20 protein-coding genes are annotated in these 24414 nt (G+C 59.3%); 13 read left to right on the top strand and 7 right to left on the bottom strand.

The features are described 5' to 3' along the window. Positions 1–442 precede the first annotated feature (442 nt). The 3 genes from CRI94_RS09515 to CRI94_RS09505 all read left to right on the top strand — a co-directional run bounded on the left by CRI94_RS09515 (position 443) and on the right by CRI94_RS09505 (position 5705). Positions 443–1231: a DUF481 domain-containing protein gene (locus CRI94_RS09515; RefSeq protein ID WP_098075462.1), complete on the top strand. Its 789-nt coding sequence runs from the start codon at positions 443–445 to the stop codon at positions 1229–1231. Positions 1232–1615: 384 nt separating this feature from the next. Then, positions 1616–2869 (top strand): metallophosphoesterase family protein, encoded by a 1254-nt coding sequence (locus CRI94_RS09510; protein WP_098075461.1) that lies wholly within the window; start codon positions 1616–1618, stop codon positions 2867–2869. A gap of 58 nt (positions 2870–2927) precedes the next feature. Beyond that, on the top strand, positions 2928–5705 hold the full coding sequence (locus CRI94_RS09505; protein WP_098075460.1) for an ATP-binding protein: 2778 nt from the start codon (positions 2928–2930) through the stop codon (positions 5703–5705). A gap of 149 nt (positions 5706–5854) precedes the next feature. Here the strand turns inward: CRI94_RS09505 and CRI94_RS09500 are convergent, their stop codons facing one another. Then, on the bottom strand, positions 5855–6514 hold the full coding sequence (locus tag CRI94_RS09500) for an RNA polymerase sigma factor (RefSeq protein ID WP_218919374.1): 660 nt from the start codon (positions 6512–6514) through the stop codon (positions 5855–5857). A 495-nt stretch (positions 6515–7009) separates the two neighbouring features. Between CRI94_RS09500 and CRI94_RS09495 the strand changes: the two genes are divergently transcribed. The 3 genes from CRI94_RS09495 to CRI94_RS09485 all read left to right on the top strand — a co-directional run bounded on the left by CRI94_RS09495 (position 7010) and on the right by CRI94_RS09485 (position 9103). Further along, positions 7010–8050, top strand: coding sequence for an isoaspartyl peptidase/L-asparaginase family protein (locus tag CRI94_RS09495; RefSeq protein WP_218919373.1), 1041 nt, complete (start codon positions 7010–7012; stop codon positions 8048–8050). Positions 8051–8187: 137 nt separating this feature from the next. Next, positions 8188–8808, top strand: coding sequence for a hypothetical protein (locus tag CRI94_RS09490; RefSeq protein WP_098075458.1), 621 nt, complete (start codon positions 8188–8190; stop codon positions 8806–8808). 10 nt (positions 8809–8818) lie between these two features. Continuing rightward, entirely contained in the window at positions 8819–9103 is a 285-nt protein-coding gene (locus CRI94_RS09485) for a Smr/MutS family protein (protein ID WP_098075457.1), read from the top strand. A gap of 403 nt (positions 9104–9506) precedes the next feature. Here CRI94_RS09485 and CRI94_RS09480 read toward each other — a convergent pair whose 3' ends face one another. After that, the gene (locus CRI94_RS09480; protein WP_098075456.1) at positions 9507–10037 is read right to left on the bottom strand and encodes an outer membrane protein; all 531 of its coding nucleotides are present in this window, start codon (positions 10035–10037) and stop codon (positions 9507–9509) included. A gap of 326 nt (positions 10038–10363) precedes the next feature. Between CRI94_RS09480 and CRI94_RS09475 the strand changes: the two genes are divergently transcribed. After that, entirely contained in the window at positions 10364–12166 is a 1803-nt protein-coding gene (locus CRI94_RS09475; RefSeq protein WP_098075455.1) for a hypothetical protein, read from the top strand. 55 nt (positions 12167–12221) lie between these two features. On the opposite strand, the gene CRI94_RS09470 is transcribed toward CRI94_RS09475, so the two are convergent. The 3 genes from CRI94_RS09470 to CRI94_RS09460 form a co-directional block, all read right to left on the bottom strand. Continuing rightward, positions 12222–13241 carry a glycosyltransferase family protein gene (locus CRI94_RS09470; protein WP_098075454.1) on the bottom strand — a complete coding sequence of 340 codons (1020 nt, stop codon included), beginning with the start codon at positions 13239–13241 and terminating at the stop codon, positions 12222–12224. A 159-nt stretch (positions 13242–13400) separates the two neighbouring features. Beyond that, complete coding sequence (locus CRI94_RS09465; protein WP_245846148.1) at positions 13401–14030, bottom strand: MlaC/ttg2D family ABC transporter substrate-binding protein; 630 nt, start codon at positions 14028–14030, stop codon at positions 13401–13403. Between the two features lie 676 nt (positions 14031–14706). Further along, positions 14707–16197, bottom strand: a complete 1491-nt coding sequence (locus CRI94_RS09460) for a TolC family protein (protein WP_098075453.1) — start codon at positions 16195–16197, stop codon at positions 14707–14709. Between the two features lie 227 nt (positions 16198–16424). Here CRI94_RS09460 and CRI94_RS09455 point away from each other — a divergent pair, with 227 nt between their 5' ends. Next, positions 16425–16715 (top strand): DciA family protein, encoded by a 291-nt coding sequence (locus CRI94_RS09455; protein ID WP_098075452.1) that lies wholly within the window; start codon positions 16425–16427, stop codon positions 16713–16715. A gap of 77 nt (positions 16716–16792) precedes the next feature. Here the strand turns inward: CRI94_RS09455 and fabF are convergent, their stop codons facing one another. Together fabF and CRI94_RS09445 are read right to left on the bottom strand one after the other, a co-directional pair. Beyond that, entirely contained in the window at positions 16793–18052 is a 1260-nt protein-coding gene (gene fabF / locus CRI94_RS09450) for a beta-ketoacyl-ACP synthase II (RefSeq protein WP_098075451.1), read from the bottom strand. A gap of 304 nt (positions 18053–18356) precedes the next feature. Further along, complete coding sequence (locus CRI94_RS09445) at positions 18357–18596, bottom strand: acyl carrier protein (protein ID WP_098075450.1); 240 nt, start codon at positions 18594–18596, stop codon at positions 18357–18359. Positions 18597–19128: 532 nt separating this feature from the next. Between CRI94_RS09445 and metK the strand changes: the two genes are divergently transcribed. The 5 genes from metK (at position 19129) to CRI94_RS17675 (ending at position 24407) form a co-directional block, all read left to right on the top strand. Continuing rightward, on the top strand, positions 19129–20286 hold the full coding sequence (gene metK / locus CRI94_RS09440) for a methionine adenosyltransferase (RefSeq protein WP_098075449.1): 1158 nt from the start codon (positions 19129–19131) through the stop codon (positions 20284–20286). 320 nt (positions 20287–20606) lie between these two features. Then, complete coding sequence (locus CRI94_RS09435) at positions 20607–21188, top strand: RNA polymerase sigma factor (protein ID WP_098075448.1); 582 nt, start codon at positions 20607–20609, stop codon at positions 21186–21188. A gap of 81 nt (positions 21189–21269) precedes the next feature. Further along, positions 21270–22088 carry an early set domain-containing protein gene (locus tag CRI94_RS09430; protein ID WP_098075447.1) on the top strand — a complete coding sequence of 273 codons (819 nt, stop codon included), beginning with the start codon at positions 21270–21272 and terminating at the stop codon, positions 22086–22088. A gap of 8 nt (positions 22089–22096) precedes the next feature. Further along, positions 22097–23362: a glycogen-binding domain-containing protein gene (locus tag CRI94_RS09425; protein ID WP_098075446.1), complete on the top strand. Its 1266-nt coding sequence runs from the start codon at positions 22097–22099 to the stop codon at positions 23360–23362. A 37-nt stretch (positions 23363–23399) separates the two neighbouring features. Then, positions 23400–24407, top strand: a complete 1008-nt coding sequence (locus CRI94_RS17675) for a hypothetical protein (protein WP_179862231.1) — start codon at positions 23400–23402, stop codon at positions 24405–24407. The last annotated feature ends 7 nt before the right edge of the window (positions 24408–24414 follow it).

Genomic DNA, 24414 nt, shown 5'->3' with positions numbered 1-24414 from the left:
CCTTTCGTATCCCCCCTGGAACCATGAACAAGCGTGTGAAGCGTCAGATTATGATCGCAGCCGGCATCCTCGTCGGGTTTTTCGTGATCATGGCCATCATGGGTCAGGTCGCATAATCTGCTCCCGACGTCGGGGCCGTACCGATCTGTACGACCATTCCGTCCCTTTTATATCATCTACATCATCGTGCGTCCGGGCGACGATGCGGGTCGATCTCCTGTGTTTCGTCGCCCGTCGCTGTGTCACGCCACGACGGTATCGATCTCAGATTTTGGGTTGTCGTCTACCCGCGTAACCTGCATGCGTCAGGAGGTACACCGATCATAGCTACTATCATCGAGTATGGAGCGGTGTTTTATCTGGTCTGTTCTCCGTCGGCGCAACGGCATTCCACTTCCACTCAATACTGTCAGAAGGACTTCTGTTGACTCGGCGTTCTCGCTTGTTTTCCGAACGATCGCAGAAGGGGGTTCTCGTTTGTCTGCTTCTCGGCTTGATTTCTGCGGCTACCGTGCAGCCGACCTGTGCTCAGGTTAATACCGAGAAGATGCGAGCGCTCGATGTCGATGGATTTCGGACGACGCTCGGGGGAGATGTTGCCTTTCAGTCCGGGAATGCGGTCCTGTTCGAGGTAGGGGCGAGAATCCGATTTGACCTCCGACAGGGCCGTCACTACGGTTTTCTAAACGGTGATGTGCGCTACGGCGAAGAAGATGGCGAACGGTTCCGAAATCGCTCGTTCGCTCACCTGCGATACGCGTACCGCATCATTCCGTGGCTCATACCCGAAACGTTCACTCAGGTCGAGCAAAACGGATTTACGCTGCTCCAACTGCGGTTTCTGTACGGAGCCGGTGTGCGGGTTCGGTATGTGGACACCGATCGGTTCAGACTTTTTCAGGGCACAACACCCATGCTAGAGGTGGAAAACCTCAATGGGAGTCAAGTGGTGCGTCATCCGTCCTCAACGACGACGGTCCGTTGGAGCAATTATTTGAACGTGCGCCTACGCGTGTCTGAGACGACGTTCTTTGTGAACACGACGTACGTTCAGCCACGCTTCGATACGCCAGAGGATGTCCGGGTCTTAAACGAAGCAGCGCTCGGTGTCAAGATCACCGACCACGTGACGCTGCGGGTTGCTCTCCAGGTCAACTATGATAGCCAAGCCCCGGACAATGTGGAGGACCTCGATGTGATTCTTCAGAACGGACTACAGGTTTCGTTCTAACGGAGTAACCGACGTGCTACGGCCAATTCGTTCCGTTAATACATCCAGAACCTGTTTGGCGGACAGCCTTCGGCATTCCAAAGGTACGGACCTCTCGACGGTCGGTCCTCGTGACGTTTGCAATACGGGGCTTGATGGATCTTGCGCACCGTGTCGACTGCGTTGGTGTCAAAGGATAACCGTCATGCCTACGAATAGGCATGAACCGCTGCGCGTACATCTTTGAGATACATCCGCGAAACAGGTTCTCGCTGTTTAGCTTCTACGCTTCGCTTGTTCTCTTTGGTAGACGTTCGCCAACCGAGACGTCAAGATTGTTTGCCACGGTTCGCCCCATTGTAGAGGAAACGGAGAGTCCATACACATCCAACATTTGCCAGTTATATGATTCGGTTGCTTCACCTCGCGGACGTTCATCTCGATACAGCATTCGAAGGGCGCACAGCAGAACTGCGCAAGCACTTGCGTGAATCATTGCGAACAGCCTTCGAGCGTGCCGTAGACCTCGCTATCGGCGAACCGGTCGATGTTGTCGTCATTGCCGGAGACTTGTTCGACGACGACCGACTCAGTTTTGCGACGGAGGCGTTTTTGGTTGAGCAGTGTGAGCGGCTCGATGGTGCGGGGATCCCGGTGATCTACTCGACAGGAAATCATGATCCCGGGGGGAGCAGTTATCGGGCATCCCGAATCGATTGGCCGGAGACGTTCATGTATGTGGACGATACCGAGCCGGAGACGATCGATCTTACCGGGCCAGATGGGTCCGTGGTCGGGTGCGTTACTGCGGCGGGCCATGCCTCGACCCGCGAAAGCGCGAACCTGGCGGCGACGTTTCCCGAGCGGTCCGAAGCCGATCTGCCGCACATCGGTGTGCTGCACGCTCACGTTACGAGTGCTGCGCAAGTCGATGCACACGACCGCTACGCGCCGTGTTCGGTCGACGATCTCGAGGCTTCGAACTATGACTACTGGGCGCTGGGACACATCCATCAGCGGCAGCCCGTGAATGATGAGCGTACCGCGTGGTACTGTGGCAATCTGCAGGGGCGTTCGCCGCGCGAAACCGGGCCGAAGGGAGCGCTCCTGGTAGAAGTCGAGGCGGGAAACGTGCCGTCCGTGCGTCCTGTGGTGCTCGCGCCGACCCGCTGGGAGACCGTGACGCTATCCGGTCTTTCTACAGTTGACACGCTGACTGAGCTGGAGGAGGTGGCGCGCTCGGCTCTGCTCGACCAACTCGAGGCGGGGCGTGGTGACACGCCGGCCCTGCGCGACGTCATCGTTCGGTTCGAGTTGACCGGCCCCTCTCCGCTTGCCTCCGACCTGGACGAGGAGGAGGCGATCGATGAACTGGAGGCGATCCTGTCTGATCACCTCGGTGTACTCGATGCGGAGGTGCGTACGCGTGACTTGTCGCCCCCGGTCGATGTTGATCAGTTTCGTGGCGAAACCCATTTGGCGGGGGAAGTGCTCGCCCTGCTGGACCGCCTCATGGAGGATGATGAAGCGCTCGCGGACGTAGCACCAGACGTCTGGGCGTCAATGGATGAAGACTCCGACGCCTCGAACATACGTGCGCTCGTTCGATCGCTCGACCGCGAGGCCATCGCCCGGCTCGTGCGCTCAAGCACCGACTGATTGACGCCGTCACTCTGCGTCTCCCCGTGCCCCCTGACGTTTCTCTGCCGACCTCTGCATGCGTATTCACTCGTGCCATATCGAAGCGTTCGGTCGCTTCCGCAAGCTTACTCTCGAGTCGCTCGACCATCCCGTCGTCGTCATTCATGGCGACAACGAGGCGGGAAAGACCTCGTTTTTCCACTTCCTGCGGAGCATGTTGTACGGAATCTACCCGACGAATGCCGACAAGCATCCGTACTGTCCGCGCTCGGGGCGTGCTCTGGAAGGCGAGATGATGATTCAGTTGGATGGAGAAGAACCGGCCACGATCTCGCGGCGTCTACGAAGCTCGCCGCAAGGGACCATGGTCCGTGGTAGCGAAACGGTTGACCTGCGCAATCGAACGATCCCCGCGGCGCAGCACGTTCCGCAGTCCGTCTTCGAATCCGTGTACGCGCTTCAACTCGACGACCTGATTCGCCTCGAAGGGGCGGCGTGGGATGAGGTGCAAGACCGTCTTCTGGGCTCGTTAAGCGTCGAGCATATCCGATCGGCCCGACCCGTAATCGAGGAACTCGAGGATGAGGCATCCGATCTCTGGCGCCCCGACAATCGGGGCAAGCCGACAGCGAAGCAACTAGGCAAGCAGCGTCGACAGCTTCGGGAGAAGGCTCGTGATGCTCGCGAGCGCGACCGGCACATCCGGTCTCTCTCTGCGGAGGTGGGGACGCTTGAGTCGGAGATCCGCGCGTTGAAAGAAGAAAAGGTGTCGCTCACTGCGCAACAGAACCGCGCCGAGCGCCTCGCCCCAGTTCGCCGTCTCCTGAACAAGATCGACGTCCTGGAAGAGGAGGCAGGCGATCTGACGCCATATGCCTCGATCCCGGACGATCCACGCGAGTTGATCGAGACGCTCGACACGCAGCGTTCGGAGGTCGAGTTGACGCTTTCGGAGAAGTCAGAGCAGATGGAGGCGCTTGAGCGTGCCCTCGATGCTCCGACCGACAATGACAAGCAGGTGCTGGAGCATGCAAGCCAAATCCGAGGATGGACCAAGCGTATCGAAGTCCTGCAGAACCGCCAGGTGCAGGCGCAGGAGGCGGAGCGCAAGGCAGAAGAGGCGAGACGCCAGCTCGAAGCGGCCGGAGGCATTCTCGACCGGGGCTGGGACGACCAGTACGCCGAGTTCATTCGGCAGCTCTCCCTCGCAGATCTGCGCGAACGCATCCGGGGGTATGAGCGCGCAGCCCAGGATCTCCGTGAAGCCCGATCGACGGCTGAGACCCTCGACGTACAGGCAGGCGCCGGTGCGCCGATAGCGATCTGGGTGGCCGTTGCTACGTTTGGAGCGATCATGGGCGTTCTGACGGCCTGGTTTACGATGCCGATTGCGGGATTGCCCGCCGTGGGGGCCGTTATCGCCGTGGTCGGAATCTGGCAAGCGATTCTCGCGCATCAAGAAAACGAAGACCGGGCGGCCCAGCGGGAGGCGCTCGAGCTGGAGCGAAAGGAAGCCGAGGCCGAGACGCGAGCAGCCTCCGTCGCCAATCTTGTTGCCGAGGTGCCTGTGCCATCCGCCCGTGTTGAGCGCCCCGGCCCGGACCTGGTAGACGACCTGCGCATGGTGAAGGATGCGCTCCAGACGTATGACGAACGTCGGGATGCCGCTGACCGAACCCGGGCTGCAGTCGAACAAGCGGTTACAAAAGTGAGAGCGCTCGCGGCTGTGTGCGGAATGAGCGAAACGGCTGCGAATGGCGAAATGCCGGATGTTGTCGGGGAACTGGAAACCCGGCTCGAGGACGCGGAAGAGCGCTCAGAGGCGGCTCAGGATGCGGAAGAGAGGCTCCCGGACGTTCGGGAGACTGTGTCTGACCTCGAGGCTCGCTATCAGCGACTTGAAGGGCGGATCACGGAGGTGAAAACCCTACTCCGTGAGATAGCGGAGTCCGCGAACGACGAGGATCTTCCTGAGACGGCGGAAGAACAGATTGGACGAGGTATCGACGCTCTTGCCCGTCGGCGGAGTGCGCGAGGTCGTGCAGAGATGGCGCGAGATACGTTGCATAGCGAGTATCCCGACTGGGAGGATCGGCGCGATGAGATTGAGGCTCTAGACGATGCTGAGGGGTGGACGTTCACCGACGAGGAGCGGGCACGGATGTCGCAGCGGCTGGAGGAGATTTCGGCTGGGCTGCAGGAAAAAACGGTGGAGCGGGAGGGAGCACGCAAAGATTTGGAGCACCTGCTGGAGAAGCCAACGGTCGCGGAGATCGAGAGTGAGTTGGCCAGCGTGGAGCAGCAACTTGACGAAGCGAAGCGGGAACGGGATCGGCTCATGCTACTGGCGAACATCGTCCGGCGGGCGGATGCCGATTTTCGCCGTAAGCACCAGCCCGACGTCATCCGTCGTGCTTCCTCGATTGTCTCGACCGTGACGCGCGGTCGGTACGAGCGTCTCGAGCTCCAGGATGACGGGCAACGGCTGGTGACGTTTGCCGAAAACGGTACGCATCCTGTGACCGTGGCGCCGCCGCTCAGCCAGGGGACGCTCGATCAGATCTATCTCGCCATCCGTCTTGCCATCGTCGATCACCTCGACGACGGGCGCGACACGCTCCCGCTTTTTCTCGACGAGGTGTTTGTCAACTGGGACCAGGAGCGTCGCCGAGGGGCGTTCGACGTTCTTGCCGAGATGGCCGAACGCCGGCAGCTCTTTTTCTTCACCTGTCACCCGTACTTCGCTCGCGAAGTCGCAACACATCTCGATGCCGCGCTCGTGGATCTCGATGCTGTTGGAGGGACGCCAGAGACCCGCTCGTCTGAACCCTCGGCACCCAGTGCGGCAGCTTGAGTTGATGTCGTTTCGGCTACGAACCGAGACCAGCCACCGACCGGCTCTTCAAAACATGTCGTCGGACTAAAAAACGCCGAGCCCCTGTGGAGCTCGGCGTCGAGCGTCGTTCGGCGAAGAACGGTACTCCGGTCTGGGTTGCGTCAAGCTCAGGACTGCGACTCGAACGGGTAGACGTCCTTGAGCAGGGCCTGGAGCTTGGTCCGGCCACGGTTGATCCGGCTCTTCACCGTACCCATGGGCAGTCCCGTAATCTCAGCGATCTCGTCATAGGCGAGCTGCTGGATATCCCGAAGAACGACCACCTCACGGAAAGCGGGCGGAATCTCGTTCATCGCTTCCTGAATGTAGTGGTCCTGAATGGTGCTCTCCGCGTGCTTGTCCGGGGAGAACGACTCATCCGGGATTTCCATCTCGTACTCCTCGTTGTCGCGGTTCACCGACTGGATGGATTGCATCCGACGGCGCTTCCGCTTGCGGTATTCCGAGCGGGCCAGGTTTCCGGCAATGGTGTAGAGCCACGTCGAAAACTTCGCAATCCGCCGGTACGAGTGCCGGTTGCGGTGAACCCGGAGGAACGTCTCCTGCAGTAGGTCCTCGCACCGTTTCATATCACCGAGGAAACGGTACAGGTACTGCATGAGGCGGTCCGAGTACCGCTCGACCAGGATATTAAACGCCTCTACCGTACCGGCCTGGAACTGCGACATCAGATCCTCGTCGCTCATTTCCTGCAGGGCCTCGTACTGGCTAAACGCCGACTTGTCCTGGGTTTTCTGGGTTACGATTTCCGCTTTGTCCTTCGCCATGTATACCGTACGCTGTATTGCTGCTGAAAAACTGATGGTCGACAACCTGTGACCGTGAGTACCAATCTGGTAGATGCCTGACCGAAACGCAAACGCAATTTGTTACGAATCAGGCACCGGGCCACATGTTCCCTAACGTTCTCACTCACTGCTTTATTGTATCGCAAAATACAGTCCAGAGCGGACATCGTGAATGGTTCCGACGAAAATGGTTGTGAAAACACCTAATTCCTCTGCCATTTCGTCGGCTCTGCATGCTAACATCACATTGCACCCGCCGTTATGACGGTAAGCGACAAACCTGAGACAGGTTTAGCGATTTCTGTCACGCTCCCCTACGTTGTAGCGCGGAAGCCAACGACTCCAATCTGTGATATTGTCTTAGAAATGATTTCATCTACGCGCGCTATCTGTACGATCGCATTGGCGGTCTGTATTGTACTCACCCTTTCCGCCAACCCCTCCTTGGCTCAGAACACTGACGACGCTGACTCTATGTCTCCGAGCGACGCACCCATCGCTATTGTGGTGCACGGAGGGGCAGGAACGATCCTTCCCGAGAATATGACGCCAGAGAAGGAGGAGGACATTCGCGCCGCCCTCCGATCTGCGCTCGAATCTGGCTACGACGTTCTCGAAAATGACGGGAGTAGCCTGGATGCTGTGGTGGAGACGCTTGTGTTACTGGAGGACTCACCGCTTTTCAACGCGGGGCGCGGCGCGGTATTCACGCACGAGGGTACGGTCGAGCACGATGCGTCGATCATGCATGGCGGCACGCGTGCTGCCGGGGCGCTCACGGGCGTGTCGACTGTCCGGAATCCAATCCGGCTGGCGCGTGCGATCCTCGAGCATTCGGAGCACGTGATGATGTCTGGAGAGGGAGCAGAAGCATTTGCTCGGCAACAGGGATTCGATCCGGTTGAGAACGAGTACTTTTACACCGAACGACGCCGTCAGCAGCTACGGAATGCACTGTCCCGCGAGGAAACGCAGCTTGACGAACCCGAGAACAAGGATAGCGATGTGGATGCCGGGAGCGAGGATGGCGGTCCGACGGGGGCATCGGATGCACCGGACGTCAGCAAGTTCGGAACTGTAGGGGCCGTTGCGCTCGACCGGACGGGTACAATTTCCGCCGGCACGTCGACAGGCGGGATGACGAACAAGCGCTGGGGCCGTGTGGGCGACTCTCCAATTATTGGTGCGGGTACGTACGCGCACAATGAGACATGCGGTGTGTCCGCGACGGGTCACGGCGAATACTTTATCCGTGGTGTGGTCACACATGATATTGCGGCACGCATGCGGTACGGCGGTAAGTCGTTGCAGGAAGCGGCGGACGAGGTCGTGATGGAGGAGCTACCCGCGATCGGTGAAGGGGGGAGCGGCGGCGTGATCGCGCTGGACGCCGAGGGCAATATCGCCATGCCGTTCAATACGCCGGGAATGTATCGGGGGTACGTGGACGCGGACGGCAATATCGTCATCAAGATTTACGGGGAAGAGCACGAGGAAACGAACGGAGACGAATAAAAGACGGAGTCGGGTACCCGTTACGTTTCGGCTGGTTGATGCGTCTATTTTAGTGAACCAACGATGCGCGGCTTCCGCGTGCAGGTCACTTTTTATTTCGTATGACCGGCTGCCCGACTCACTAACTTCTCTCCGTGATGATGATTCGTTCTCGAGTTTCGCTTTTCGCCTCATTCCTCGCTCTCGTATTCCTGACGCTGGGATGTGATGAAGGTCCCGTGGGTCCTCCGGGCCCCATGGGTCCTCCCGGCCCCGAAGGACCGGCCGGCGTCGCCGTGTCGAGTTTCGACGTGATCTTTGATGTGGAGTCAGCGCAGGTGGGGCCGGACGGGCTGGTTCTTTTCGATAATTACGATGCACCGGAGATCACATCTAATGTGCTGACGAACGGTCTCGTGATGTGCTACTACTTCGAGTCCAACAATACGCTCACGGCGATGCCGTACACGTACGGTGAGGACCAGTCGAGCGTTGGAGAGTACACGCTGACGTTCGGTTTTGCGTTTGACGTCGACCTGGTGCAGATCTTCTACGAAGGGTCGAAGCCGAGCGCCCTCGACTTTGCCGTTGACCGCGACGTGCGCGTCGTCGTCATGGAGGGAGATCCGTTTACGTCCGCCAGCAAGGCCGCGTCTGCCGAGGGCGTATCCAAGCTCGACGCCCTCCAGGAAGCGTACCCGGAGGTGGACTGGGCGGACTACTACGACGTAGCCGAGCACTTTGACCTTCCGATGACGCCGCCCTACCCGCGAAACTAAGACCGTTGTCATGGAGCCTGACCCGCAGGAGTACCCGGTCGACGGCGTACTGGACCTCCACGTCTTTGAGCCGTCGGACATTGGGGAACTGGTGCCGGAGTATCTTCGCGTCTGCCGAGAGAAAGACATCCTGCGCGTACGCATCATCCACGGGAAGGGCACCGGGCAATTGCGGCGAAGCGTACATGCGATTCTGGACCGAACCGACGCAGTGACTCGCTACGAAACCGCGAAGGACGCCAGTTCGTGGGGCGCGACCATAGCATTTTTAAAGCCTGAGGACGAAGAGGCATAAGTTCGACGCCCATTTCGAAACCACGTACGAAAGCGGGACGCGGCCTCGGCGGCTGTGTCCCGTTTTCTATGTGAGGATCGCTCTGAACGAAGCGGAGATGTATCATGCGGTTTGACATCGCCGTCACGCTGGAAAGTGTCTGAGCCGGTCTGGCGGAAGACAGTGGGTCAGACGGCAAGTGGCTGTTCCAGGACTGTGGTCCTGCGCCCTCGGTTAGCCATTGTTCAAAGACGTTGTCGTTCAACCAGAATGTCACGAACTAGGGCCGATCAGATTTCCGTCGCCCTAACGGCGCGGTCAAACAAAAAAAGCCCGCCACTCCCGAAGGAGCAGCGGGCTCAACATCAACCTGGTATCGGTGTCCATTCACCGACGTTAGGTGAATGATCGGAACCGATCGGACTTAGAGGTTGAAGAGCAGCCCTCCAGCAATGTTGAAGCGGTCCACGTCGCCACCGACACCGAACTGTGCCTGGACGAAGGGCGTGAACTGCTCGAGCGGGAATTCTGCGCCGCCGATGATGTTGAGGTTTACCTCCGTTGTGCTCGGATCGAACGTCCCACCACCGGGGACGGACTGCTCATCAGCAGAGAGGCGGGTAATGCCCAGGCCGCCACCGGCATACGGGGTAAAGGCCTGGTTATCGATACCGAACATGTAGAGAGCGTTGAAGTCGACCGTGAAAATAGAAAGACCCTGGTCGAATTCATCATCGACGAAGTAGTAGTCGAATGCGCCATTAAACGTCACGGGCAGGTCGCCGGCGAGGAAGCGAACGTCGGCACCGATACCGAAGTCGCCGCCTGCGTCAGAAATGTCACCAACGGACAGGACGGCGCGGGGGCCAAGTTTCACCTGCGCGTGCGCATCCTGCGATGGGATGGCCAGAAAGAGGAGGGCAACAAAGAGAGTAGCAAACGAAAAGCGTTTCATGTCTGAGGTCTGTAATTCTAGGTGAGGGGAATACGTTGGGGCTGAGAAAATTCCAGCGACCCGCCGTACTAGTGATAGCGAGAAAGTATCGTGATAACGGTCATCCCTTTCGTGATGACAGGATGAAAATACAAAAAAGGAGCGATATGGCAAGTCGATATGCGGTCGAATGGTTTAATGATTGAATTCAACCCGATCCACGTGGCGGTTTTGTGCCGGTCAACAGTGTGCATACCGCACTGCTGATGACTACGTTAGGCGTACGTGTCCGCAGGCCCCCTTCGCTTGCTTCAGGTCCCTCGTCCTGTCCCCTTCTGACCTCATCAATGTTCGCCCCGCTTCTCCTATCGTCATTCGAGCAACATCAACGACGTATTGACTGGATCGGTGTTCTGCTGGCGGGATTACTTGCGCTGGCCAGCGTGCCCACCGCGTACGGGCAATCGGAGACGCCAGGAGAATCCGTCGGTGCTCAATCCTTTTTTTCTGGTGGACGCGGTGTGGTTTGGGAGGTACCCGATGTTGATCGAGCGGCTCGATTCGAACTCGATCGTATCGCAGAATCGGGCATTACGACCGTCCGGGTGTCGGCGGCTCCGTGGTTCTTGCCCGGGAAAGAGCGAAGCGCTGCAGCCGTTCTCGCACATGCGGAATCGCTCGGTGTCTCGGTGGCTCTCGATCTGCCCCTCGCTTATGAGAGTGCAGCACAGATTGACGTTGCCACCGATTCGCTTGGGCCGACGCTCGACCGTATTGCCCAGCTCGCGCGGCAGCATCGTGCTCTCGTGGCGGTCGGTCTTGGTAAAAGTCTGGACACATCGGTCTCGAAGACGTGCGCAGCTCTCGAACGTCTCGCTGTCGAGCTCCGTAATCGTGCGCCCGACGTAGCTCGGTACTACATCAGCCCCTTCCGGCCCGAGGAAGATCAGTGTGCGGGCGCGGTGGATGGCGTTCTGCTCGATGTTCGAGGTGTAGAAAATCCGGTGGAGCGGCACAGGGCGTGGAGCGCATCGACGGATACACCAGTAGCTATCGGTGCAGCCGGAACGTGGGTTGCTCCGGATTCCGCATCCGGGTTGAACATTCCGCATTCTTCGCAGGCCCAGGCTCGTTGGCTCGAGATGGTGCTGAACCAGTGGATTCCGGAGCGCTCCGACGCTTTCGAGTGGAGTGAACCGGGCGATACCCCTGCTTCGGACGCACAAGCCTTCTCCGAGCTCTCGCCGACGATTTTCGTGTACCGGTGGGCAGACGAGAAGAATCCTTTGGGGCGCAGGTACGGGTTGCACGCGGCGAACGGCGACCCGCGGCCCGCAGCTACCGTTGTCCGCGGAATCTACCGGGGAGAGCAACGGGTTTTTGCCTTTCCCTCCGGATCGGCTCCGAGCCCTGAGGCTCCGTGGGCCGTTCTTTTCGGCTGGTTTCTGCTGATTGGGTTCGCGCTGCTGTACGCACGTCGACCGCTTTTTCGCAGGGCAGTCGGGCGCTACTTCATGGCGCATGGTTTCTACACGGATAGTGTCCGCGAAGGGCGCGATACCGTCTCGCTGGTCAGTTGGCTTATGCTATTGGTCGTCGGTGTGGCGACGGGGGTGATTGCAGCGGTCATCGTGGACGTTCTCGCTCCAACGATGGTCGCTGAACGCTTCATCGATGCCCTCGGGCCCGATCTCGGTCAGCGATTGGGCTCGTATATTTCGCAGCCGATTACGACCGGAGCATTCGTGGCGGGAGGTGTGATCGTGATGCTACTGGTCTGGAGTGTTATGATCGGTCTTGCCGTGCGGAACTGGAAGACCCTCCGCACCGATCAGGTCATGATGCTGGTCATATGGCCCTGCTGGCCCGCCCTGCTATGGATGGGAGTCGCTCTCGTCATGGTGTCGAACGGGACAACCGGGAGTCCGCAGACCGCAGGGATTCTGGCCGCTCTGGGCGCTGTGTCGGCCGTGTGGGCAACGGTGCGTGTGTTACGGGATGTTCGCGTGGTCACACGCATCCCGCTGCCCGTGGCGAGCCTGATGGCCGTGTTCAGCCCGGCCGCGATCACGACACTTCTGTTCGCGATCACGTGGGTACAGACAAACATATCTGCTTCCCTCGTCATCCACCTTTTTACTCGCACGTGATGCGACGGTCTAAAACGGGAGACGAGCACCTACAAACGGGGTTCGAGCGAGAGCTTCACGCTCCCGGGTCCGCTGATTGTTGTTTAAGTCTTGGCGTAGACCGGTCGTCCAAGATGTGCTTCCACGTGCGGTCAGCAAAGTCGTAAAAGGGCTGCTTCTGGTGCAACCATCCGAAGTGAACGACAAACGGGGTGACTTCCATACGATCTCCGAGTCCGGGAAGCTGATTCGCCAGCCCAAAGAGGAAGTCGCGTAGTCCGCGCGAGGGTAGGCCACGGAGGTTGTAGATGAACGGCGTCGTGTAGAACGTACAGCTGACGTTCTGGAAGTCCGGGTCGTGCGTCGTCAGGCCGTCGATATAATCAAGCTGGGGACTGTTTCGACCCTGCAGCCATGGAAAGACCGCGAGCTCCAGCTTGCTCATCGCCATGGCGATGCTCCACTCGCACGTCTCTTCGCTGCGACCCTCGTTTAGTCGGCTGCGAAAGTGTGTTTCGTCCGAACGCGCGAGGAAGTCGGCCGCGGTCTCGGATACAGCTCGGGTTGTGTCGTCGTCCTGCGCATAGATCATTCCCGCCTGGACGCGTGGGAGGTTCGTCAGCCCGAAGTGGCGGAGCGTGCTGCGGCGTCGGCGGAGAAGCATATCGAGAATCACTCCAGCCCCTTTGGGCCCCCCGAAGAAGTGGTCGGCGCGCATCAGGCCCGTTCCCGTGAACGGAAATGCGCTAAGTTGCGTCCACAGCGGATCCGGGTCGCGGCACCAGATCATGTCCGCATCCACGAAGAGGGAACGGTCGAAGATCTTGAACTTGTGGAGATGATGCTTAAAGCCAACGATCGACCGATGCTCCGGCGGGAGCGGCTCGATGTGCTGAAAAAACTGGTCGGCACCGTACCGCTCCAGCATCTCCCGGTGTGGCTCCGGGCAAAAGAGTGCAACGGGGCGGTGGTCGTCGTACCGCCGGAGCGTTTGCACGGAGACAACCGCGTGCTGTGCGTACTTTTCGCCCCCGTAACTGTGAAAGACGTAGCCTTCGGTCGGGGCGTTGGCAGAAGAAGTAGGAGAGGCAGGCATCGGAGGAGGGGGAAGGCGAAAGCAGTCGAAAGCGCACGCACCGTTGTATAACAACAAACAACGGGAGAGGAACCACCGTCAAATTCCGCTAAAAGCACAAGTCGCCGGGGCAGAGTGAATCCACCCCGGCGACCGCCAGAATCGTCGATGTGATATCGGTTATCGAGCCGACGTGACCTTGTCTCGTTTCTTCTTCAGGCTCGTCATAAGCGCATCGAATCCTCGCTTGCGCACGACGGTCTGGAATGAGCGCGCGTAGCTCTCGGCGGTGCTGACGCCGTCGAGGATGATGTCCTGCGCCACCCACGTGTCATTCTGCTTTTGCAGATCGTAGACAACGGGCGTTTCGGTGCCTTCGTACTCTGTCAGGGTTTGGACGTACGCGCTGTCTTCTTCAACGTTAATCTTTTCGTAGGTGACCTTCGAATTGTATACCTCCAGGTCAGCCAACGACTGAGCGCGCACGATGTCACGGAAGACATCGACAAACTCGTTCTTCTGATCATCGGAGAGGTCGCTCCAGAACGGGCCGAGGGCGACCTGACCCATGGCTCGAAAGTCGATGACGCCGTTGATTAGCGTTTTTAGTTCTTCCCGCTGCTGGTCGGAAAAGGCCGATGTGTCGCCATCCAGAATGGACTTGATCTGTTGATCGCGCGACTCTAGCATCGAGCGAATCTCCTGTTCGGCGGCATCCTGGGCGTGGGCCGGCGAGGAGGACAGCGCGAGGGTCAAGCCCAGCAGCAAGGCAAGGATGGACAGCGAACGGTGGAGGAACGAGGTACGCATAGTCAGGAAGCGACACTTGGAACGAGGGTGGCGAAACGGGTGCGGCACAGGGCCTCTGTGTCCGTCGCCCATGTAGCCGCACGCCGGCGGGGAAAAGTCACACGGGCATCAATGACAACGCGCGGGGGAACGTGTTTCGTATACCCGAACGACCCCCAAGAACCTTGAACCCTACCTACCGGACACGTTCACAAGAGCGTGTGTCATTTCAGCGTTTCCCGTCGCGGCGGCTCCGAAATGCATGGGAGGATGTGGGTATGGTAGTGTGAGAGTGCGTCATGTTCGATAATGACACTTGGTTGCCGGGACGCAAAAGGTCCGTTTTTCGATGACATCCGGAGATATTCCGGTTTGAAATCAAAACGGTCCGGTTGCTAGCCCTGAACCCTGTCGTCACGACAACATCGGGAATACCTCAGGAAAATCCAGATTCGTCTCTGCCGGGTTCAATTCGATGCTCGGCCCTCCGTCCATTTTCGAAGGAATCAAGCGTCGCACGGCCGTGTGACGCTTATTTTGTCAATGTCTCGGTAGACATTCCGTACAGGGTATTCGGCACGCCGGTGAATAACATCCTCTGTGGCCAGGTGGTCTCTTACTCACGTATCCGAGGCGTACCCCCCTGAACCCTGAACCTTGAACCCTGAACCCTGAACCCTGAACGTTGCCCCTGAACTTATTCCGTTTCCGAAAAGATGTCCCGTTCCAGGTCGGTGGTCAGCGTTCCGGTGGCGTCCAGCAGCTTGAGGACGGCCGTATTGTACGCTTTCACCGCTTCAAAATACCGAGCCTCAGCCTCCAAATTGGCACGAACAGCCTTGACCAGGTTCTCCGTGTTTCCGAAGTCGAGATCAAAGTTGATCTGTTCATTCCGAAGCCACTCCTCCGTGATCTGCAGGGACTCGTCCCGCGATTCCAGGTTCGTTTTCTGAATGATTACGTTCCGATAGGCCTCCTCGACCTCAAAGCGGACAAGTTGAGCGGCGGCCTCCTTCTGGTAGCGAACCTCGTTGAGCTCCGCGCGGGCCTGCTCAACGCGCTCCCGCGTCTGGAAGAAGTCGAGGTTCATCTGAATGCCAATGCCCGTCCGTGTGGAATTTCCATTGTAGGAGTCGTTGATGTAGGCACTCCGTTGGTTCGGGCGATTCGGAGTATACGTATATGCGTACGTTGCCTGGAAGCCCAGTTTGGGGAAGTAGTCCGACCGCTCGACATCGACAAGGGCTTTGCGCGCTTCGATTCCAGCGTTGGCTTTGTCGAGTTCGGGGCGATTCTCGATACCGAGGGCGAGGTAGTACGCCAGCGAGTCAGGGTGGACCTCGAAGTCGACCGGGTTGAGACGACGGTCGGTGGTCTGGATCACAACATCGTCCGGCAAAAAGAGCTGGCGCCGGAGAGCGGAGCGTGCCGTCTCGAGCCGTTCACGAATTTCCACAAGACGCCGTTTGTACTCTTCCTCCGTGAGGCGAACCTCGAACAGATCGGCCTGGTCAACGTCCTCGTCGCCCTCATCCAGCAGGCGCTGAACTTCCCGCTTGGCCCGATCCACGACCTCCCCGGTGTCGTCAGCCAGGCGCTTCAGTGCTTCGGCAAGGAGGAGCGAGTAGTAGATGTCTCCGGTCCGTCGGGCGACTTCCAGCCGTTTGAGGTCGACGCTTGCTTTCTCGACGTCCACCCCATGACGCGCAGCGCGGATGCTGCCGCCCAGTTCACCCGCCGTGTAGATGGGCTGTTGCGCCCGGACTTCGAAGCGGTTGAACGGCTGGAGGGCATCCACCGTCCAGTCATTGACGACGCGCGGCTCAAGGTAGTAGGAGCTGGGCGGCTGCGTGGTGCCCTGCGGGATGTCGAGGCTCGGGGCGATTGAGTGCGCGGTATTCGCAGAGAACGACGTCAGGTAGCGGTTCTGACGCGCCTCCCCGAGGCGGGCCCGGGCGAAGTCCTGACCAGCGCGCTCGATGTTGACCTCTGGACTCACGTCGAGGGATCGCTGCACCGATTCGGCCAGCGAGAGTTGGACGGTGTCCCCCTCGGCAACATGGGCTCCATGGGCACCGTCGTTCGTGACGGACTGTGCTCTGAGCGGGGAGGACAGACCCAGAATCACCAGAAGGGCGAGAGGGACAACGAGCCGACAGGCAGAAGAGCCGAGGGATAGACGCGTCATGCGTACGGAAAGGGCAGAGATCTCGAAATGGACGAAAGGTCAGGGTTCCAACGATCCGGGTCCGCCAAGTCAATAGCTGACCAAAGGATCTAAGGGACCGGGGCCGATGACACAGCCGCTTCGTGGCGTCCAGAGGTAACGAGAAGGGACCGCTCGACTGAACGCCATGGCGGCGACCGCGTTCACACTCTCAAATGCCTCTCTTCCCCCGAGACTGATTTTTCCTCATGCCTACCGACAGTCCAGAACCGCTCGGCGATGTCCTCAAGGAGGTGATTGACCGCCTGGGAATGCGCGAGAAGATCGATGAGGCCCGTGTTGTTGAGACGTGGGCTACGATTGCGGGAGACCGCGTGAACGCGATGACGGAATCCGCCTGGATGAAGGGAGATACGCTGTTCGTTAAGATCTCCTCGGCGGCATGGCGGCAGGAGCTTCATATGAACCGCCGAGCCTGGAGAGAGCGGCTCAATGACGCGCTCGGACGCGAGATTGTCGGGGAAATAATGTTTCGGTAGCGTGCTGCAATCCGGTGGGATCCGCACGCTACCGAGGAGGTCCCACGAGGAGTGGGGCAACCGATATCTGGTCCGCTCTAGCCTTCAAACTTCTTGAAGGCAACAGAGGTATTGTGCCCGCCGAAGCCAAAGGCGTTCGAGAGGGCAACGTCGACCGAGCGTTCTTGCGGTTCATTGAAGGTGTAGTTGAGGTCGCAGTCCGGATCCGGCGTGTCGAAGTTGATCGTCGGAGGGACGATGTCATGCTTCGTCGCAAGGATCGTTGCGATGGCCTCCACTGCACCGGCTGCACCGAGCAGGTGACCGGTCATGCTCTTGGTGGACGACACGTTGAGCTTATGCGCGGCTTCGCCAAAGACCTGTTTGAGCGCCTTCGTTTCTGCGACGTCACCGAGGGGCGTCGACGTGCCGTGGGCGTTCACGTAATCGATGTCCTCCGGATTCAGGCCGGCATGGTCAAGCACGCGGTTGAGAGCCAGGCGAACGCCCCCGCCCTCGGGATCCGGTGCTGTGAGATGGTGGGCGTCGGCGGATGCGCCCATCCCGATGATTTCACCGTAGATGTTGGCCCCCCGGGCTTTTGCGCTTTCGAGGGACTCCAGGTATAGCGCACCAGCTCCTTCGCCCATGACGAACCCGTCACGGTTTGCATCGAATGGGCGAGATGCGACTGCGGGGTCATCGTTTCGCGTTGAGAGTGCGCGCATGCTCGCGAATCCGGTGATACCCAGGCGGGTTACGCAGGCATCCGTACCACCAGCGACACACGCGTCCATTTCGCCGCTCTGAATGCGTCGGACAGCATCTCCGATGTTATGGTTGCCAGTTGCGCAGGCAGAGACGATCGCGTGGTTGGGGCCTCGGAAGCCGAACCGCATGGCAATCTGGCCACTCGCGATGTCTGGAATGAGCATCGGAATGAAGAACGGCGAGGTACGCTTCTCGTCGTTTTCCTGGAAGTAGTTCGCTTGTTCGTAAAACGTCTGCATTCCGCCGATGCCGCTGCCGTAAATGACACCGACCCGGTCTTTTTCTTCCTGACTCATCTCGTCGGGATCGATCCCCGCGTCCTCGACAGCCTGGTCGGCCGCGATGAGCGCGTATTGGCAAAAGGGATCCATCCGTCGCACCTGTTTGGCGCCGAGATAGTCTGCCGGATCGAAGTCCTTGAGCTCCGCGGCGAACGTCACGCGCATGCCTTCGGTATCGAACGACTCGATGGGGGCAGCGCCACTCGTACCGTTTAGCAGAGCATCCCAGAATGAGGACACCGTGGTACCAATCGGCGTGAGTGCGCCCATTCCGGTGATGACAACTCTACGTTCAGTGTGATTCATGGGAGGGAGTCGGAAGGTCGAACCGATACACGTAACGATGGGGCTCGCAACCCGGACGGGCGCGGCGGAGCATGATGCTCCGGACAGTAGAATAGGTAACCTGCTTACAACGATGCAGGGGCAGGCTCAAGAAATGAACGCACGAACCGGGCGTCTCCTCGCCTGAGATGTCGGCCGGCAAGGCGCGACACGTGCTCGAGGAGACGCCGAACGAAGTCGTGCATCAGGGCCGAATACAACGAACCCGGCGAGCACGATCGCCAAAGGGCGTGGCTCGCCGGGAAGCCGGCCTTAGAGACGTCTGTTACGCAGACTTCTCTTCGAGGTAGTCGATGGCATCACCGACCGTTGCAATCTTTTCCGCCTCCTCGTCGGGGATCGTCAGATCGAACTCTTTCTCGAATTCCATGATGAGCTCGACGGTGTCGAGCGAGTCTGCGCCGAGGTCGTTGGTGAACGATGCCTCCCGCGTAACATCAGACTCGTCAACGCCGAGTTTCTCGACGATGATACCTTTGACGGTGGATTTGATGTCGTTGGCCATAACGTGGCAGCCTCTTGCTGGCTAATGGGTGTCCTGGTGCGAAAAAGGGGTGGGGTGGTGGCCGCAAACGCAAGATCGCAGGCTCAAAATGAGCGTAGTTCTGGGATCACGCCGGCGGATAAATAGGCCACCCCGGGCATTCAAACGTTGAAACGTACGTTCCGGAGTTGCGAGAATCAATTCCTGCTTCTCGTTTGACGGGGACTTCGCATGCCGCCACGTCTTTGTGAACCATATGTTGCAAAATGGTCGCGCAAAAAGACATCCCCGGCTTCAGGAGCTATTCGATATGGGGTCCGCATCTCCTCATTGCCCCGAGCGCGAGGGTCCCTTTCGCCCATCTGACGGGAAAGCCGGGATACTAAACGGGCTTTTCGCAAATCTTCCGATCACGGTCATGGGAATGAGGGTCGCTGATTCGTATACTAATGGGCCGTACGGTTTTTATCCGTTCGCAACAATTTCTTTTTCCTGCCACTCCGGTCTGGGGTCGGCGGGATCGTTTCCACCCCACGAGCTGCCTGCCCGTTTCATGGCTTACCTCTTTACAAGTGAATCCGTGTCGGAGGGACACCCCGACAAGGTTGCCGACCAGATTTCGGATGCTATCCTCGACGCCCTTCTCTCCGACGACCCGAAAAGCCGCGTAGCCGTCGAGACGATGGTTACGACCGGACTGGTCGTTCTCAGCGGAGAGGTGTCGACGGATGCGTATGCCGACGTCCGCGAGATCGCACGCGAAGTGATCCGCGACATCGGCTATACCGATCCGCGCCTCCGGTTCGATGCGGATTCCTGTGGCGTGCTGAGTAGCATTCACGAGCAGAGCCCGGACATCAGCCAGGGTGTGGACGGGACGTCCGAGCAGGGCGCCGGGGATCAGGGACTCATGTTCGGGTACGCAAACCGCGAGACCGACGTGTTGATGCCGATGGCGATCATGTATGCGCATCGACTCGTGAGGGAACTGGCTCACATTCGCAAGGAGACGGACCTGATGCCGTACCTGCGGCCGGATTCGAAGAGCCAGGTTACAGTGGAATACGATGACGATCGTCGTACGCCTCGCCGCGTTCACACGATCGTCGTCTCGACGCAGCATGACGAAGGCGTCTCGCAGTCCGAGATCAAACGCGACATCCGCGAGCACTTGCTTCCTCGTGTCATTGCGGATGACATGCTGGATGACGATGTGATTTTGCACGTCAACCCCACCGGACGGTTCGTCATTGGCGGTCCGCACGGCGATACGGGTCTGACCGGACGCAAAATCATCGTCGACACCTACGGTGGAAAAGGCGCCCACGGCGGTGGCGCGTTCAGCGGCAAGGATCCGTCGAAGGTCGACCGCAGCGCGACGTATGCCGCGCGGCACGTAGCGAAAAATCTCGTGGCCGCCGACCTCTGCGACGAAGCCCTCGTCCAGGTTGCATACGCGATCGGCGTTGCCGAGCCCGTCTCCATCGATGTAAATACGAACGGGACCGGTAAGCTCACCGATGACCAGCTCACCAACCTGGTGCGTGATCACTTCGAGCTCTCGCCGACGGCCATCATCGATCGACTCGACCTTATGCGTCCAATGTATCGTAAGACGGCCGCGTACGGACACTTCGGTCGTGATACCTTCCCGTGGGAGAAGACGAACTATGTGGACGCTCTGAAACACGCCGCGAAACAACTCGCGTGAGGCGTTGCATCCATTCTGCTTTTTGTCGGCGCTCGGACGCAGGATTGCGTTCGGGCGTCTTTTTTGCGTGTTGGGTTACGTGTTGTGCCCAGCGCGACCATGACACGTTTCGAGATGTCATCCGTCCCTCCCGGGTTCACATCGATGTGCGTGTGCCTTCGTGCGTGTAACCCATTTTTCTACGGCTCGTCCACTTGCAGGTATTGCTGAACGTATTTTACTGAGAGAGCGCTATATTTTCTATACCAGTCTCTTTCGACTCTGCGCCTGACCTTTCCCCACGCCGTTCGGGGGAGCCGATCCATCGAAATAGATCCATCATGCCCGATGACGTTTCTGACGGGACATACGTACAGAGGGTGCGAGACGGGGATTCGTCCGCATTCCGACCACTGCTTGAACGGTATGAGGGGATGGTGTATGAGTTGACGTATCGGTACGCCAGCGACGAAGACGACGCAGCCGACTTGGCGCAGGAAGTGTTCATGCGGGCCTACAACCGAATAGATGACCTGCGAAACCCGGACCGATTTGCATCATGGCTATATGGCATTGCTCTGAACCGTTGTCGGGATTACGCAAAAAACATCCGACGGCAGACGTTTCCGTTCAGCCGAACGGAAGCGGCGGATCAGGACAGCACACCGAACCCGCTCGAGCGGCAAGATTCCAAACTTGAACGGGAGGAGAAGGGAGAGGCGCTGTGGAGGGCGCTCGACACGCTAACTCCGACGTACTCCGTCCCTTTCCTGATGAAGTATCGAGATGGCATGACGTACAAAGCGATGTCGAAGCGTCTCGACGTTTCCGTGAGCGCCCTGAAAGTTCGCGTTCATCGAGCCCGTAAGAAGCTGCGGACGGTTCTCGAGAACGAAGATCTGGACGCTATCCGCCCGGAATAAGAGTATCTAAACGTAGACGGGTCATCGCGGACGCCGCGATCGGCCTGCGGATGTCACTTTCACCGTGACGGTTTATCTGACATGAACGATCAAGCTTCAGAACACGACAACACCGCCTACTCGAACGGGCACGAGTTTCGGTCTCCGGCCGACAACCTCGTGCAGCGGCTGATTGATGGGGATCTCTCGACGGATGAAGAAACGGATGCTCTCCACGCAATCGCGGAAGACGAAGAAGCACGAAGCGTGTTACGGTTTGAACTTCAGTGGTCTGGAGAAGCAGCTCGCTCCTCATCCACGTCCCCACCCGCTGGGTTTGCAGACAATGTCATGGCGGCGATCGAGATGTCGGAAGCAACCGCCAACGCGACCGTTCCCGCGGCCGATGACGTCGCAGATTCCGGTGTGGTCGCCCGACTGCAAGATTGGCTTCGCCCGCTCACTGTACCGCTTACGCTGACGGTGCGACCGGTCGTAGCACTGCTTGTGGCCGCGGCACTCGGCGTTCTTGTCTGGCAGGTGGGCGATGGGAACGGTTCCGTCGTGCCGGAGGGTGAGCCCTCCACGGCGATAGCAAGTGGACCATCCACGTCCGCACCCAATGGTCCGCAGGCCACCGCGGTATCCGATGACGGGTCGGTCGTCTGGATGCGCTTCGTCTACAGTGCTGCCGATGCCGAATCCGTGGCTGTGGCCGGGGATTTCAGCAAGTGGGAGCCTATCCCGCTTTCATCCCGTACGGTACGGGGCCAGACCATCTGGACCGGCCTCGTACCCGTCGGACGTGGTGAGCACGAATACCAGTTTGTTATTAACGGTGAGACGTGGGTGACCGACCCGCTCGCACCGATTCAACGAGACGACGGATTTGGGGCTCAGAATGCCGTACTCAAACTCTAAATTCGTAGATGCGCTACGCGCTTCTTGGCCTGGGCCTCCTGCTGTGGTCCACCTGCCTCGACGCGCGTGCCCAGGTGTTGTATACAACGGTCGGTGCCGATGCCGAAGCGGGTGCGCAGTCGAATCCTTATCTCGACCCACTACTGGGAGAGTGGGATCCGACCGCGGATCCACGGTTCGCTTCCATCACGCCGATCGGTGCGATTACCTGGGACACGCCGCAGTGGCAGGTCCAAGCGTTTGCCCGAACTCGTCTGTATCCCCGCCGCACCGAGACTCCCAACCCGCAGTTCGCTCAGGGAGGCATGGGTGCGTATCGGCTGTTGTCGTCGCGTTGGCGCGTGGGCATTCAGGGTGGCATACAACGCTACCAGCTAAACGCCTCGCGAGATACCGGGTGGCTGATGTCGAGCGTCCGTTGGGCCCCACTGAAGTACACGACCATCACCCTTGCCGGCGGGCTCAGTCGGCGGATGGTACGCACGTTCGACCCAGCGCAAAAGCAGACGAGTGCTCTCGGCACGCTGTCGCTGCAATCTTGGCTGACAGACAACATTCGCGGTACGGCTCGTATCTATGTGAGTGACGGACGGGCAGGCACGTCAGCCGCGTCGTATGGCGGAACGGGCGGATCTATTGGCGTCCGGCTCCTCCTGTCGCCGACGGTAACCGCCACCGTTCGTGGAACAGCGGAGCGACTGTTTACCGAACTGAATACGACAACACCCAGAGAGCAAGTAGACCTCATTGGTCGTGCTCACATCGGCGTAGACTGGCAGGCGACGCCGTCCGTAGAGTTGTTTGCTGCAGGCCAGGGAATGATAGGAGATGTCAATAACACGGACGTGCGTGATCGTCGCGTCGCCCTCGGTCTTCGATACCGGTGGCGCACGACACTGTACGATGCAACGGAGTCCCATCGCCGTAAGGACACGGCAGAACTCTACTGTTTGTCGGTGGAGGGGGGCGCTCGGTTCCGGGTCCGATACGAGGGAGACGGACGACCCTACATCACCGGGGACTTCAACGGCTGGGAGCTTCCAGGTGTCGGTCTTAGTCGGACGCAGCCACAGGGTGACATGTACACCGTGACACTGCCCCTACCGACCGGGCGCTTTGAGTACCGAATTCATCATTCCCCGAAGGAGGTGCGAGAGACCGGAAGTAACCCCGACGACTCCAACTCGTCTCCTTCTTGGATGACCCTACCGTCCGGTGTGCCAACGACGAATGATGCATTTGGTGGAGAGAATGGAGTCTGTGTCATTCCATAGCGAATTGGTGACCCCCATCACGCCCTCATTACCCTTCATGCCCCTTCCCCGCTCGGTGACATTATGGATGGCCGTCCTGTGTGGCGCGGTGTTCTGCGTGGCCGGTTCGTCTTCGGCTGTGGCACAGGAGACGCTCCCTGCGCCCGTGACGTCGGTCGTGGAACGAGGTGAGGCAGCCGGCGCGGATGGTGAATTGCTCCGCAATGTTGCCAAACGTGCACAGTTGAATGGTGCATCCCCCCAGACCGTGGTCGACTTGCTTACACCGGCGGTCGAACTGGCGGAATCCGGCCTGCCTGCTTCCCCCATCCTCAACAAGACTCTCGAAGGGCTTGCCAAGCGCGTGCCCGCGTCGCGCGTCCGTTCTGTCGTCAGTGGATTGGCTTCACACATCCGAGAGACAGGCCCGATGATCGATGCGTGGCTGCGCCAGTCGGACGTTCAGTCCAGATTGCGTGACGCAAGCCCGTCCGGTCGTGACCAGCTGATCGTAAGCAGTGCACATGCTCGTCAACAGGGATTAAAAATGGGCGATGTTGAAAAACTGCTCGCGGAAGTCCCTACCATTGCCGATCGTCGCGGCCCCCAGGCTGCAGCCCCATCAACACGCGAGGTTGCAGCAGCCGTTCGTGCAATGGCCGAGATGCCGGATGCCAGTCAGGATCGCACTCTTGCCCGCAATCTTGTTGCTTCGGCGCTTTCCGCCGGATACTCTGCTGATGAGGTCGGACAGCTTCCGGCTGCTCTTCAGCGGGCTCAGGCTCAGACACGCCAGCCTATGCCGGCACTGACGCAGGGAGTGGCTCAGGCGATTGCCCAGGGTGTGCCGGCGACCGACGTACTCCGCGGATTGTACCAGGGACGGGTCGCAGACTTGCCAGCCGCTGCAGATGGCGCAGGCGCAGGAAATGGGCCGCCACCCGGCCAGGGAAAGCCACCAGACGCGGGAAAGCCCCCGAATATACCTCCGGGAAAACCACCGGGTGATCCGCCAGGTGGCGGAAAGCCACCAACCAACCCGCCCGGAGGCGGACCACCCGGATGATTCATGC

The organism is Longibacter salinarum, from assembly GCF_002554795.1.
GTDB classification, from domain to species: domain Bacteria; phylum Bacteroidota; class Rhodothermia; order Rhodothermales; family Salinibacteraceae; genus Longibacter; species Longibacter salinarum.
The sequence above is the reverse complement of the archived record's forward strand: the minus strand, read 5'-3'. Positions and strand labels throughout refer to the sequence as shown.

Coding starts and splice junctions, on each gene's coding strand:
- CRI94_RS09510 (WP_098075461.1), top strand. CDS start 1,616: ATGATTCGGTTGCTTCACCTCGCGGACGTTCATCTCGATACAGCATTC.
- CRI94_RS09460 (WP_098075453.1), bottom strand. CDS start 16,197: ATGACGCGTCTATCCCTCGGCTCTTCTGCCTGTCGGCTCGTTGTCCCT.
- CRI94_RS09425 (WP_098075446.1), top strand. CDS start 22,097: ATGCGCTACGCGCTTCTTGGCCTGGGCCTCCTGCTGTGGTCCACCTGC.
- CRI94_RS09475 (WP_098075455.1), top strand. CDS start 10,364: ATGTTCGCCCCGCTTCTCCTATCGTCATTCGAGCAACATCAACGACGT.
- CRI94_RS09480 (WP_098075456.1), bottom strand. CDS start 10,037: ATGAAACGCTTTTCGTTTGCTACTCTCTTTGTTGCCCTCCTCTTTCTG.
- CRI94_RS09465 (WP_245846148.1), bottom strand. CDS start 14,030: ATGCGTACCTCGTTCCTCCACCGTTCGCTGTCCATCCTTGCCTTGCTG.
- CRI94_RS09485 (WP_098075457.1), top strand. CDS start 8,819: ATGGAGCCTGACCCGCAGGAGTACCCGGTCGACGGCGTACTGGACCTC.
- CRI94_RS09455 (WP_098075452.1), top strand. CDS start 16,425: ATGCCTACCGACAGTCCAGAACCGCTCGGCGATGTCCTCAAGGAGGTG.
- fabF (WP_098075451.1), bottom strand. CDS start 18,052: ATGAATCACACTGAACGTAGAGTTGTCATCACCGGAATGGGCGCACTC.
- metK (WP_098075449.1), top strand. CDS start 19,129: ATGGCTTACCTCTTTACAAGTGAATCCGTGTCGGAGGGACACCCCGAC.
- CRI94_RS09470 (WP_098075454.1), bottom strand. CDS start 13,241: ATGCCTGCCTCTCCTACTTCTTCTGCCAACGCCCCGACCGAAGGCTAC.
- CRI94_RS09445 (WP_098075450.1), bottom strand. CDS start 18,596: ATGGCCAACGACATCAAATCCACCGTCAAAGGTATCATCGTCGAGAAA.
- CRI94_RS17675 (WP_179862231.1), top strand. CDS start 23,400: ATGCCCCTTCCCCGCTCGGTGACATTATGGATGGCCGTCCTGTGTGGC.
- CRI94_RS09430 (WP_098075447.1), top strand. CDS start 21,270: ATGAACGATCAAGCTTCAGAACACGACAACACCGCCTACTCGAACGGG.
- CRI94_RS09435 (WP_098075448.1), top strand. CDS start 20,607: ATGCCCGATGACGTTTCTGACGGGACATACGTACAGAGGGTGCGAGAC.
- CRI94_RS09500 (WP_218919374.1), bottom strand. CDS start 6,514: ATGGCGAAGGACAAAGCGGAAATCGTAACCCAGAAAACCCAGGACAAG.
- CRI94_RS09490 (WP_098075458.1), top strand. CDS start 8,188: ATGATGATTCGTTCTCGAGTTTCGCTTTTCGCCTCATTCCTCGCTCTC.
- CRI94_RS09495 (WP_218919373.1), top strand. CDS start 7,010: ATGTCTCCGAGCGACGCACCCATCGCTATTGTGGTGCACGGAGGGGCA.
- CRI94_RS09505 (WP_098075460.1), top strand. CDS start 2,928: ATGCGTATTCACTCGTGCCATATCGAAGCGTTCGGTCGCTTCCGCAAG.